The following is a 12,026-nucleotide window of genomic DNA, read 5'->3' as shown; positions in this document are numbered from 1 at the left end:
CTCGTGTGACCCGATTCACGAAGTAGATGACCTCGGACGTTCCCACAGCGTCAGAACAGAGTCCACCACGTCGATGAGACCCACGTCACTCGCCACGCCGAGAAAGTGGACACCGGCGGCTTTCGCAGCCTCTTCGTCGGACTCCGCATCGCCGACGAAGAGGGTTCGCTTCCGCCCGATCCAGCCGTTCTCGGCCACCACGGCGTCGATGAGGCCGGGTGACGGCTTACGGCAGGTGCACTCCCCTGAGGCATGCGGGCACAGGCGGATGTCGTCGAGGTGAGCGCCCTCGGCTGCCAACTGCTCGACGAGGTGCGCGTGGACGGTTGCCAGGGCGTCCCAGGTGAGCGCGCCTGTCGATATCCCGCGCTGATTCGTCACGAGGACCACCGGCACCCCGAGGGCGTTGAGCCGTGCCACGGACTCGGCAGCGCCGGGGAGCAACTCGAAGTCGCCGAGTGTGCGATAGCCGGGCCCCAGAACGTTGAGCGTGCCGTCACGGTCGAGCAGCACGGCGTCGAGACCCCCGGTGACGGGTGGTCGAGGCAACGGCTCGTGGGCGAGGCCGCAGAGCCACTCCCGCGTCGGCGTCACGGTCAGGAGCGCTGGCTGAGGACGTCAACGGCCTCGCACCAGGCGTGGGCCCACAGCATGTGGACCTCCTGGATGCGGGGCGTCTCCACGCTCGGCACGACGAGGAGGTGGTCGACGGCGTCCCGCAGGTGCTCACCGCCGAGCCCGGTCATCGCGATCGTCGTCACGCCCATCTCCCGCGCCGTCGCGACGGACTGCACGATGTTGGCGCTGCGACCGCTCGTCGACATCGCGAGGTAGACGTCACCGGGGCGCGCGAGCGCGCGAACACCGCGGTCGAAGACGTGCTCGTAGCCGTAGTCGTTGCCGATGGCAGTGATCGACGACAGGCTTTCGGCCAGGTTGACCGCAGGAAGCGGTGCCCGGTCGTGGATGCACTTGCCGATGAACTCGGCCGCGACGTGGGACGCGATCGCTGCAGACCCTCCGTTGCCGGCGACGAGCACCTTGCCGCCTGCGGCGAGCGAACTGACGAGGGCCTCGCCGGCGGCGCGAACTTGGGCCGAGAGTTCGGGCTCCCGCAGCGCCTCGGCGAGGTGCAGCCAGGCGTCGATGCCTGCATCGAGCTGTGCGGTCGTCGCGGCGCCAATGGCGTCGGGCGCGACGTCCTCGATCGGGTGAGCCATCAGTTCTGTCCTCTCCAGGTCGTAACGCCGTCGCGGCTGAAGATCGGCTCGGAGACGGTGAGGCCGAGGTCGATGAGTTCCTGCGCCACCAGGTGGCGACGCTCGAACTCGCAAACGAAGACCATGTGGCCGCCTCCCCCGGCGCCGGTGACCTTGCCTCCGAGGGCACCGCTCGCGAGGGCACGCTTCATCGCCTCGTCGATGAGGGGCGTCGTGATGCGCTCCGACATCTTCTGCTTCTCACGCCACGCTTCGCCGAGGAGGTGGCCGATCGTGTCGACCTCACCGCGCACGAGCGCGATCTTCATCTGCGCCGCGAGTTCCTTCTGAGCCCGCAGGCCTTCGAGCGCGGTCGCGTTGCCCGTCTCGTACCGGCTGCGCTGGTCCTCGATGATGTGGTCGCTCACGCGCGTCTGACCTGTGAAGGCGAGCAGCATGTTGTGCTCGAGCTCGTGCACCGTCGATTCGCGCACGCGCAACGGATTGACGACGACCTGGTCGCCGGCGAACTCGATGAAGTTGAAGCCGCCGAACGCTGCGGCGTACTGGTCCTGCGAACCACCGGGGATGCCGAGGTCCTCACGCTCGAGGCGGTAGGCGAGTTCGGCGATCTCGTACTCGGTGAGATCGAGGCCGCAGTGCTGCGCGACGAGACCGATGACGGAGACCATGACGGCGCTCGAGCTGCCGAGACCCGACCCGGGCGGCGCTGCGGTGTGGAGGAACAGGTCGAAGCCCGTGACGGCGTGTGCGCCCGGAATCGTCCGGATGCGCGCGATGGCGGCCTTGGGAAGGTCGAGCTGACCGTTGTACTCCACGGGGTCGTCGACCCCGAACCCGATCGAGTACCCGAAGTCCAGGGACTGAACAGTGATCCGGCCGTCGGTGCGTGGACGCAGCGTCGAATAGGCGAACTGGCTGATGGTGCCCGACAGGACGCAGCCGCCCTCACGCTCGGGGAACGGCGCGACGTCCGTGCCGCCGCCGGCGAAACTCACCCGCAGCGGAGCACGCGCCCGCAGAACGGGTTTGCGGTAATCGAGATAGTCACGACCGGCCGGTGCGGCGTCGCCTGTGGGGGTTGCCCCCTCATGAGCCTTCATCTGCGGCTAGCCTCCATTCGACCGATGCGTGCGCGCCGCACGTTACCCGATGGTAAGTGCGAGGGGGATCGACATGCGCCGCATTCCCGCCATCGGCCCACTGCGGGCCGTCGCGGCGCTGCTCGTCCTGCTCTCCCACGTCGCCTTCTGGACCGGCGCGGCGAACGTGGACGGTGCTGGGCGCCTGCTGGCGCGAGGCGACAGCGGTGTCGCCGTGTTCTTCGCGATCTCCGCCTTCCTGCTCACCCGCGGTTACTGCGCCGGACGTGCGACTCCCCCGGACTACGCCCGGCATCGCTTCGCGCGCATCATGCCCGCGTACTGGCTCGCCCTAGCGGCCGTTCTCGGCGCTGCCGTCATGATCGACGGCACCGTCGGCTCGCTTCGTCAGGTGCTCACGCACGTGTTCCTGCTGCAGGGTTTCACCCACGAAAGCTACCGCGCGTTCACCCAGACGTGGAGCCTGACGACCGAGGTGACCTTCTACGTCCTCGTTCCGGTGATCGGCGCGTGGCTCCTGCGTCGTCGCGCTGCAGGGCACACCGTCCCGGTCGTGTTGGTGCTCGTGGCGACGTTTGGGATTCTCGTCCAGGCGTTCGCCAGTTCGCAGGGCTCGCCGACGTGGGGGTGGCTCGGCACGAGCGCCCTCGGCCACGCTGCGTGGTTCTGCGTCGGCATCGGGTGGGCTTGGATGCTCGAACAGCGACCAGGGATTGCGTCGCGCCTCACCGCAGGCCACGCGCTGCTCGTCGCCGTGCTGGCCTACTTGTTGGCCGCCACCCCGCTCGGTGGGCCGATCGGGCTGGAGACACCGACGGTTCTCGCGGCGGCGGCCAAGGAGATTCTGTACGGGATTGTCGCCGGCGCCTTGCTCGTGGCGGCCACGAACGCGCCTCGCGAGGTGCAGCGCCGCTCGTCAACCGGCCTCGCACTCGCGTCCGGCGAGACGAGCTACGGCGTCTTCCTCTGGCACCTCGTCGTGCTCCAGGTGCTCTTCGCCTCGCTGGGCCTGCGGATCTTCCACGCCCCGTTCGTCCTCATCCTCACGGTGACGCTCGTCGTCACGTGGTTCCTTGCTGACGCGAGTCGCCGCTTCGTCGAACGGCCCGCCATCCGCTGGGGGCACCGAGGAGCTCCGCGGCGAACACGCTGAGCGCTGTCACACCGAGCACCTGACCGACGAGCGCTCCGGACGACGCGCGGTCGACGACGCCGAGGGTCGCCATGACCGGCCCCGTCAACGCGAGTGCAACGACGACGGCCGTCGGCCGCCACTTGCTGGGCAGACCGAAGGCCAGAAGGAGAGCGGGCACGGCCCACCAACCCGCGAGGGCCACGGCGAGCGCTCCGACGACGAGACAACCGGCCACAACGCCGAGGCGAGTACGGCCTCCCGCCGCGGTGGTCATCGCAGCCGCGTCCGGTTGGGTGTTCTCAGGAGCGGGACGGGTGCGGCGCGGCCAGCCGGCGAGCACGGCCGCAATCAGGACACCCAAACCCCCGACGAGGAGGGCGCCCCGGTGCCACATCTGAGGGGCGAACGCGAGCTCGGGCGCCTGCGCAGCGGACGGCGTCGACGACACCGCACACCCCTGACGCCAGCCGTCGAGGGTCACGGGGCTCGTCCCCTCGCCCACGCAGCTCCATCCCGCGTTCGCGCCCTGGGTCGAGGCGAGAGTCACCACGGAGGACTCGTGCGTCGTCGCGGGCGGAGTCGTGCGGCTGCCGCCGGTGTCCCTCAGCCCGAGCGCCGCGCGCGCGTCGCCGCCGGTGGGCGTCAGGCGCAGACTCTCGACGTCAGGTGAAAGCTTGAGGTCGACCTTCCCCTTCGGCAGGGCTAATGAGCCCGACGAACCGTTGAGCGAGGCGGCCTTCCAACTGCCGTCGCGCTGACGCACGGAGAGGACATTCCCGGCGTCGCGATGGCCGCCATCACGCAAGGTCAGGTTGACCCCCATGGTTCCAGCATGTGCCACGGTGAGCCGACGGGTCCACTGGCCGTCATCTTCGGAGCGCAGAGCTCTGCCTTCGGTGAAGGGCTGGGTACGTGTGAGAAGGACGCCGTTGCGCTCCGTGTCGACCTGCCCCGGCAGAGCCTGGACGGCCCGCCACCCTGCTCCTCCGGAATCGATCGAACTGATGCCGACGGCCGATGACTCGTCGCGCGCCGACGCCTTCGGGCGCAGTTCGAGTTGTGTCGTGCCGCGCGGCACGGTGACGTTCCAGGCCCGTTCGCCCGCCGCCCGGGCTTCGACGGCGCGGCCGTTCGCAACGACCTCGAAGCCGCGCAGTGTGGCCTTGCCGGTACTCGTGCCGTGCACGATGACGGTGCCATCGGAGGTGCCGCGCGCCCACCGCAGAACGAGCGGTGTCGCCTCGTGGGCGGGCGTGAGCCATGCCGTGGCGTCCGAGGCATCGAGTGCTGATGCGGGCCCTGTGCCCGGGCCGAGGTACACGTCGCCGAACGGGTCGGAGGCGTCACCTTCGGACGCGACCGCGGTGACGCCGTCGAGAGCCAACGTCGTGAGGGAAGCCGTTCGCCCCTCGAAGTCGAGGTCTCTGCTGCCGGGACGCGCGTCTCTCGTCGAGCCGGCCGTCAACGTCGGCCCGAAGGCGAGCGCCGGCGGGCGACCGTTGTTGTAAACGCGCTTGCGGACGTCGTCGGTGATCCACCCACCCCCGCGTCCCGTCACGAGCGGCGACGAGGGCAGGACACCCGCGGCGGCCAACGAGAGAGTCGACTCGGGGCCACCGAGGACGGAGATGGCCTTTGTGCCCCGCTCGCTCGAGGTTGACGCGTCGATGTCGAACACATCGAAGCGAGTTTCCCCCGATCCGTGAACCCGGTGGCCGGTGAAGTCCGGCGATCCCTGCAGGGCCGTGACGTATCGGGCCGCCGAGGTTGTTTGCTGCGCCGGCGTGACGCCGTGGCGCACGACGATCCGCGCAACGCCAGCACGCCGCAGGGCCTTCGCGACGCCGGCCGTGTCGCCCGACGCCACACGAGCATCGACGGCGTCCATGAGCCGTTGGGCACCGGGGTGAACGAGCGGTGCGGAGGCACGCACAGCCACCGGGCTCTGAGCGAATGCGACGAGCGGTTCGTCGGAACTCGTGCCCCACGCGTAGGTCGCGGCGCGCGCGCTCGGCAGGACGAGCGTCGACCCGCCGTCGCGCGCGGCCGCGGCGTCGATGTCCTTCGCCGCGGCGCGCAGCGAGGCCGGCCATGCCGTGACGCCGCGTTCGTGCCCGAGACGTCCCTGCCAGAACGGTGCCATCGAGGCGAGCACGGCCACCGCGAGGGCTGTGGCACCCCAACGAACCGCGGGCGCCGGCAGCGCGGCTCCCCCGACACCGTCGGTGGTGGAGGCCCCCCGGTCCCGCAGGCGCGCGAGCAGCCGCTCGGCCACGACGGCGATGCCCATGACGAGCGGCAGTCGCACGAGAGGGTCGAGCTTGTGCACGTTGCGTGCAGCGGCGAGTGGACCGTCGAGGAGGTCGCGCGCCGTGGACGCGAACGGGCCGTGCACGGCGCCGACGTAGGCAACCCCCATGCCGACGACACCGACGAGCACCATGGCACCGAGACCTCGGGGCACGACCGGTCGGTGAGTACCCGCTCCGGTGCGTGCCGTGAGCAACCCTGCAAGGCCGACCCCGGCGAGCAGGCAGCCCGCGACGATCGACGCGGTGCCCTGCGCCACGACCCAGCCGCTCTGCCAGACCGGGTGGCCTTCGGCGTCGATGATGTAGGCCACCCAGTCCGAAGCGCCGCGCAGGATGCCCGGCACGGACGTCACGGCCGTCGTGATGCGAGAGGTCTCGATGTAATCGAGGAACGGGTAGGCGTAGCGGCCGAGCACGACGAGCGGGCCGAGCCACCAGGCGCAGCCGAGAAAGGCGCCCAGGGCGAGTCCGCCGACGAGATCGCGACGACCGACGCTCCGATCCTCACGCAACCGCTCCCCACCGACGACCAGGGCGAACACGAACGCACCGAGCACGGCGACGAGCGACGCCGTCGCGTTGACCCCGCCGAGGGCGGCGGACAGCATGCCGACGACACCGACGTAGAGGCGCCACGAGAGTCCGCCCGGACGACGGCGGGCGTGAACGGCAAGCAGCAGCCAAGGCATCACCATCCCGGGCCACGTCTCGACGGACAGTTGAGCGAGCAGACTGAGTACCCGCGGACTCAGCGCGTACAGCACTCCCGCGAGCGCCGCAGCCGCCGTCCCGACACCCAGCACGCGACGCGCGAAGAGAGCGGCCCCGGAGGCACCGACGATGAGCATGAGCGTCCACCAGGCTCGTTGCGCAGCCCACCCGGGCAGGCTCACCGCGTCCGCGAGGGCGAAGAACGCCCCCATGGGAAACAGGTAGCCGTACGCCTGGTTCTGGAGTTCGCCGAACCCCGAATGCCCGGACCAGGCGTCGAGCGAGCGGGCGAGGTAGCGGGCCGGTGCGGCAACGAGGTCGATCTTCGTGTCCGGTTGGATGACGCCGGGCTGCACCAACCACGGCAACACTCCGAGTGCCGCGATGACGCTCGTCAGCGGGTCGAGGAAACGGCGCAGGCGTCCTCCCCGGGCGGGCGTGACGGCGGAGTCGCTCACCGCTTGCGCACGAGGACGAGCAGGTTCCACGTCACGATCTCCCGAAGGCCCGGCACCCGCAGGATCGGGCGGGCCCAATCGGGCCAGTAGCGCGGACGCAGGGCGAGAACATCGGCCCGGCGGGATTCACGGGCGGCCTCGGCCCAGTCGAGTCCCTGCCGGACGCTCACCCGGAACAGGCTGTCGTCGATGAGGTTCTTCGGCCGGTGTCCGTGCTTGCGCTCGTACCGCCGAGCGGCACGTTCTCCGCCGAGCCAGTGCCAGGGCGACGTCTCGTGGCCTCCCCACGGGCTGAGCCAGTTCGTGTATGCGATGTAGAGCAAACCGCCGGGTGCGACGACGCGCAGCATCTCGTCGGCGACGGCCTCCGGTGTGCGCACGTGTTCCCACAGGTTCGAGCTGAAGACGACGTCGAACGAGCCGTCCGCGAACGGCAGGTGCCCCGCGTCCCCGACGACGCCACCGTGGCGAACCGAGTCGACGTCGGGGTCGGCGTCGAGGGGAACGTAAGTGGCACCGGACTCGCGGAAGGCCTCGGCGAACTCCGCCGGTCCGGCGCCGACGTCGAGGACGTGAGCCCCGTCCAGGTCGAGGTGCTCGGCGATGCCTGCGACGGAGTCTCGAGCCAGCTCACCGTAGAAGTGCGCCGGGTCGCTCTGTTCCACGAGGAAGGCGCGGAACAGGTGAACGCTGCGGCGAAGGTCGCGGCTCATGAGGCAACCCTGGCGACGAGGTGGAGCGTGGGACGCAGGCGCGGCACAGCGGCGCGCGCTGCAAGTGTCCCGGGCAGACCGAGTGCGGCCAGCGCCATCGTCGAGCGTTGCGCGAGCACGCCACGCGGGCGATCGGCCCGGCGCACCACGCGAACCGTGCTCGCGGCGCCGTGGACGAGCGAGTCGAGGACGGGGCGGCGGATCTCCACCGAGTCGAAGCCGGCGTCCCGCGCCATCGTGCTCAGAGACTTCGCCGTGAAGAAGCGGATGTGTGTCGGATCCTCGAGCATCCACCAGCCGTCCTTGACGAGGCCGAGACCCGCCCAGTCACCGGCCGGCGTGAGGAAGTGCGCGCTGCCGCCGGGGCGCAACAGGTCGCGGGTGCGCTGCAACGTCAGGGCTGGATCGACGACGTGCTCGAGCACGTGGATGCCGTAGGCCATGTCGACGGCGCCGGCGGGCAGGGCGTCGGGCGTGACGTCCTCGATGCCGCAGGCGTGCAGCGATCCCTCGCGGGCCACACGGTCATCGACGGCGAGTTCGAGCTGGTCGGGATCGGCTCCCGCGACACTGGCTCCGCCGTCGAGGAAGCGACGCAGCAGAGCACCGGTGCCGAAGCCGATCTCGAACACCGACTCGGGTACGCCGTCCGCGACGAGCGTGCGGTAGGTCAGGGCGAGACGCGCCGAGTCGAGCGTCGGGTCACCGCCGTAAGCGTGCTCACGGTGACGCGCGGGCGCGTCGTGGAGGGAGCGCACGAGGTGCCCGCAGTGAGTGCACCGCCCGAGCACGGATGAGCCGAGCGTCCAAGGCTGCACGGCATGGCCGCACGCCTCGCATCGAGACCTGGGAATCGGGACACCTCCTGTTCGGCTCCCGGTTACTCTAACGGGCGACCCGAAACGGTCGCGGACGAATGGCACGAGGAGACGAACAGGGATGAACGGCGAGCACGCAGGTGCCCCGATGCGGGTGCTGTACCTGTCGTGGCGCGACCGCGAGAACCCCGAAGCCGGCGGCTCCGAGGTGTTCGTCGAGCGCACGAGCGAGGTGATGAGCGCTCTCGGGGACGAGGTGACGATCCACACCGCCCGCTTCCCGGGCGCAGCCCGACGCACGATGCACGGTGACGTCCGCGTCCTGCGCGCCGGCAACCGCTTCACCTGCTACGCGGCGGGGCTGTGGCACCTGCTGCGCCACTCCCGCGATTACGACGTCGTCATCGACGTGCAGAACGGTGTGCCGTTCTGGTCACCCATCGTCTCCCGCGTCCCCGTCGTCGCCGTCGTCCACCACGTGCACCGCGACCAGTGGTCGAGCATCTTCGGTGAGCGCCTCGCGAGGTTCGGCTGGTTCCTCGAGTCGAAGGCCGCGCCGTTCGTCTACCGCAAGAGCCGCTACGTCACCGTCTCGAAGGCAACGCGGGCCGAACTCGTGGAACTCGGCGTCGACGCCGAACGCATCGACCTCGTCTACAGCGGCAACGACCACCCGCGCGATCTCGACTCCTACGCGGACGTGCCTCGCACGTCCGAACCGTCCATCACCGTGCTGGGCCGCCTCGTGCCGCACAAACAGGTGGAGATCGCTGTGGACACCGTGGCACGACTGCGCCCCCAGTTCCCCGGGCTCGTGCTCAACGTCGTCGGTTCCGGGTACTGGCAGGAGAACATCGCCCAGCACGCCCGCGATCTCGGAGTAGAGGACGCCGTCCGTTTCCACGGATTCGTCGACGAGGAGACCAAGCACACGCTGCTCGCCTCGTCGTGGCTCGTCATGATGCCCTCGTACAAGGAGGGCTGGGGCTTGACGATCGTGGAGGCCGGGCTGCACGGCACCCCCTCGCTGGCGTTCATCCAGGCCGGTGGCCCCAGTGAGTCCATCCAGCACGCGAGCACCGGCGCTCTGGCCTCGACGACCGACGAACTCATCGACGACGTGCGCGTCCTCCTCGAACGAGCGGATGTCCGGGAGGAACTCGGACGCAATGCGCGCCGCTACGCCCGCTCGTTCAGCTGGAACAGCGCCGGCCGGAACTTGCACCACACGCTCGAGAACGTCCTGGGGCGCGCGACGCGTGCGCCCCAGCCGCCGGACACTCCCCTGCACGTCGAGCGCCTGCGTGCCCTCGTCGAGCGCGACGCGTTCGCTTTGGACGAGCGGCCGCACGTCGTCAGCGTCTCCTGATCTCAGGCACACGGTGCCCCGGTCGTCGACGGCAGCCAGTGCGGGCCACACACAACAGCGCGAGGGCGAGGCATTTCGATGCCTCGCCCTCGCGCATGTTCGGCCGTGCGGCCGAACGGATCAGCCGTCGTAGCTGATCTTGGACTGGTACTTCTGCGACTGCTCCTGGTTGCCCTGGGTCTGGATGAGACCGAAGATCGCCAGAAGGGCGAGAAGGATGCCGACGATGGCACCGCCGACGTTGTACGCCGCCTTGCTCGTGGACGCGCTCATGGTGAACCGCCTTTCGCTGTGTCCAGCTCTCACTTCGCGGGTGAGACGCGTCGCCCGTACGACGCATTTTCATCGAGTGTAGCCCGAATGTGACGTTCTGCGCAGGCGAACTACTGACTCGTACCCGAAGCGTGTCCTTCCGCGCCGCGTTCGAACTGCCTGCGCCGCACGAGCCACGCCGTACCCGCAGCCAGGGTGACCCCCGCGAGAGCCAGGCCCGTCGCGCCCCACCAGGGCGCGTTCCCCAGGCTCTGCGGGCCGTCGTGGCCGCTGGGACGGCCGATGTCGTAGAGCGTCAGGTCTCGCCCCGAGTGCACGACGGAGCCGATCGGGGTGAGCGTCCGAATGTCGTCGTCGACCCCGGGTTGGGACTTCTCGACGACGACGTAGCGCACGCCGGCCCTGCTCAGCGCAGCCTTGACCTGCGCCGCGTCCCCGCTCGCGAGGGCCCTCGACACCCGGTCGGCAGCCGCACTCTCACCCCGTACCGTGCTGTCACGCAGTGGCAGGTCGTCGTTGACGAGCACCGGAGAGGACGACAGGCGCCGCCACGGGTCGAGCACGGTGATGTCGCCGTTCCAGCCGTACTGCCGGTACAGGCGCCACGGCAGGACGGCGGCCGCGTCCGACGACGCCGACAACCGCTGCGCGACAGCTCCGTACTCGTTCGGATAGCTCGACGAGATCCATTGGCCACCGCGGGCGAACGCAAGCCCCGGCAGAAGAACGACCGGCAGCACGGCGGCCGTGACGAGCGCGACCGGGGCGAGCGCGGTTCCTCGAGCGCGTGACACGACACGTGCCGCGAGCACGCCCCACCCGAGCGCTGCGGGCACGACGAGCAACGCGACGAACTTCTGTCCGTCGCGCAGCAGCCCGCCGCCGGGAACGGTCTCGACGAACCACACAAGCAGTGGCGCCGTGACGGCGAAGCTTCCGAGGCTCGAAAGGACGAGCGCGAGGATTCCGAGCGCCCCGATCCCCCAGTGCAGCGTCGGCAGGTGCCTCAGGAGCGTCACGAAGCCGACGACGACGAGCGCAGCGGCGAGAACAGCGAAGACCACGGTGTGGCGCTCGGGGAACCACGACGGCTCGTGCCAGATTCCGCCGCCCCCGAGGAGTGACCCGAGAACGCCCAGCGGCGTGTCGGCTCCGGCGGCAAAGGCCCGAACGCCGGTGGCGTCGGCCGCGGACGATGACGAGCTCGTGAGGAAGGGGAACCACCACGCGGCGTTGAGCAGGAGCCACGCGGCTGCTCCGACGGCGATGCTTCCCGCGCGGGGCCGACCCGCGCCGGGCGCAAGGAGGAGGACGACCAACGCGATGGCGACGAGCACGGCACCCGTCGAGCCCGACAGGGCGCTCATGCCCAGGCCCACCGCGATGCTCGTCACGGCCCGGTGATGGCACGTGCCGTCGCCGTCGCTCCGCGCTGCGCGGACTTCGAGTGCACCGACGACGGCCCACACGAGCGCTGCGTACCCCCAGAGGTAGCCCCAGTGACCGATGGCGAGACGCTCGGCCACCCACGGGCTCCACGTCGCGGCGACCGTTGCGACGACAGTGGTGACGAGCCCCCGCCGCCAGCGATCGACGCCCGCACCGACGGCGAGGAACGCTCCGACGAGGATGAGCCGGTGGGTGATCCAGCCGGGCAGCACGAGGTCGAGCAGCGCGACGACGGTGTCATTCGGAACCGCGCGGGGAACCCCGCCGTCCATCCCGAGCGTGCCCGCCGACAGCGGCAGGTCGGGCACGAACACCATGTCGTAGTGGAGAAGGAAGCCGGGCCGCCACAGCGCCGGCGACAGCACGAGGAGGGCCACCACACTCGCCGTCAGCAGACCGGCGTGGCGTGCGACCCATGAGACTGCGCTCGACCGCTCCCCCTCGCCCCTGACGCTCACTCGGGCC

10 protein-coding genes are annotated in these 12,026 nt (G+C 70.1%); 2 read left to right on the top strand and 8 right to left on the bottom strand.

The window, feature by feature from the left end; translation table 11 throughout:
- Positions 1-15: 15 nt before the first annotated feature.
- The 3 genes from AA983_RS13145 to AA983_RS13135 are packed head-to-tail and all read right to left on the bottom strand — an operon-like array spanning position 16 to position 2,323.
- Positions 16-594 carry an HAD-IIIA family hydrolase gene (locus tag AA983_RS13145; RefSeq protein ID WP_052947145.1) on the bottom strand — a complete coding sequence of 193 codons (579 nt, stop codon included), beginning with the start codon at positions 592-594 and terminating at the stop codon, positions 16-18.
- A gap of 2 nt (positions 595-596) precedes the next feature.
- On the bottom strand, positions 597-1,220 hold the full coding sequence (locus AA983_RS13140; RefSeq protein ID WP_052947144.1) for an SIS domain-containing protein: 624 nt from the start codon (positions 1,218-1,220) through the stop codon (positions 597-599).
- Complete coding sequence (locus tag AA983_RS13135; RefSeq protein ID WP_082128929.1) at positions 1,220-2,323, bottom strand: GHMP kinase; 1,104 nt, start codon at positions 2,321-2,323, stop codon at positions 1,220-1,222. The genes AA983_RS13140 and AA983_RS13135 overlap by 1 nt, the downstream gene beginning before the upstream one ends.
- A gap of 73 nt (positions 2,324-2,396) precedes the next feature.
- Between AA983_RS13135 and AA983_RS13130 the strand changes: the two genes are divergently transcribed.
- On the top strand, positions 2,397-3,476 hold the full coding sequence (locus AA983_RS13130) for an acyltransferase (protein ID WP_047312740.1): 1,080 nt from the start codon (positions 2,397-2,399) through the stop codon (positions 3,474-3,476).
- Here AA983_RS13130 and AA983_RS13125 read toward each other — a convergent pair.
- Genes AA983_RS13125 through AA983_RS13115 form a run of 3 tightly spaced genes read right to left on the bottom strand, consistent with a single transcriptional unit; the run spans position 3,385 to position 8,410 of the window.
- Complete coding sequence (locus AA983_RS13125) at positions 3,385-6,939, bottom strand: alpha-(1->3)-arabinofuranosyltransferase family protein (RefSeq protein ID WP_047312739.1); 3,555 nt, start codon at positions 6,937-6,939, stop codon at positions 3,385-3,387. The genes AA983_RS13130 and AA983_RS13125 overlap by 92 nt on opposite strands.
- Positions 6,936-7,652, bottom strand: coding sequence for a class I SAM-dependent methyltransferase (locus AA983_RS13120; protein WP_047312738.1), 717 nt, complete (start codon positions 7,650-7,652; stop codon positions 6,936-6,938). Before AA983_RS13120 ends, AA983_RS13125 begins: the two co-directional genes overlap by 4 nt.
- Positions 7,649-8,410 (bottom strand): class I SAM-dependent methyltransferase, encoded by a 762-nt coding sequence (locus AA983_RS13115; RefSeq protein WP_231579610.1) that lies wholly within the window; start codon positions 8,408-8,410, stop codon positions 7,649-7,651. Before AA983_RS13115 ends, AA983_RS13120 begins: the two co-directional genes overlap by 4 nt.
- A 181-nt stretch (positions 8,411-8,591) precedes the next feature.
- Here AA983_RS13115 and AA983_RS13110 point away from each other — a divergent pair, with 181 nt between their 5' ends.
- Positions 8,592-9,839, top strand: coding sequence for a glycosyltransferase family 4 protein (locus AA983_RS13110; RefSeq protein WP_047312736.1), 1,248 nt, complete (start codon positions 8,592-8,594; stop codon positions 9,837-9,839).
- Between the two features lie 120 nt (positions 9,840-9,959).
- On the opposite strand, the gene AA983_RS15550 is transcribed toward AA983_RS13110, so the two are convergent.
- Both AA983_RS15550 and AA983_RS13105 read right to left on the bottom strand, forming a co-directional pair.
- Positions 9,960-10,112 carry a hypothetical protein gene (locus tag AA983_RS15550; protein WP_156170428.1) on the bottom strand — a complete coding sequence of 51 codons (153 nt, stop codon included), beginning with the start codon at positions 10,110-10,112 and terminating at the stop codon, positions 9,960-9,962.
- Between the two features lie 110 nt (positions 10,113-10,222).
- Entirely contained in the window at positions 10,223-12,019 is a 1,797-nt protein-coding gene (locus AA983_RS13105) for a hypothetical protein (RefSeq protein ID WP_156170426.1), read from the bottom strand.
- Positions 12,020-12,026 lie beyond the last annotated feature (7 nt).

The organism is Dermacoccus sp. PE3 (genome assembly GCF_001021715.1).
GTDB classification, from domain to species: domain Bacteria; phylum Actinomycetota; class Actinomycetes; order Actinomycetales; family Dermatophilaceae; genus Dermacoccus; species Dermacoccus abyssi.
This window is presented reverse-complemented; position numbering and strand designations above follow the sequence as displayed.

What these genes read in the sequence shown, in the direction of transcription:
- AA983_RS13140 (WP_052947144.1), bottom strand. Translation starts at nt 1,220, where the DNA reads ATGGCTCACCCGATCGAGGACGTCGCGCCCGACGCCATTGGCGCCGCG.
- AA983_RS13135 (WP_082128929.1), bottom strand. Translation starts at nt 2,323, where the DNA reads ATGAAGGCTCATGAGGGGGCAACCCCCACAGGCGACGCCGCACCGGCC.
- AA983_RS13130 (WP_047312740.1), top strand. Translation starts at nt 2,397, where the DNA reads ATGCGCCGCATTCCCGCCATCGGCCCACTGCGGGCCGTCGCGGCGCTG.
- AA983_RS13120 (WP_047312738.1), bottom strand. Translation starts at nt 7,652, where the DNA reads ATGAGCCGCGACCTTCGCCGCAGCGTTCACCTGTTCCGCGCCTTCCTC.
- AA983_RS13110 (WP_047312736.1), top strand. Translation starts at nt 8,592, where the DNA reads ATGAACGGCGAGCACGCAGGTGCCCCGATGCGGGTGCTGTACCTGTCG.
- AA983_RS15550 (WP_156170428.1), bottom strand. Translation starts at nt 10,112, where the DNA reads ATGAGCGCGTCCACGAGCAAGGCGGCGTACAACGTCGGCGGTGCCATC.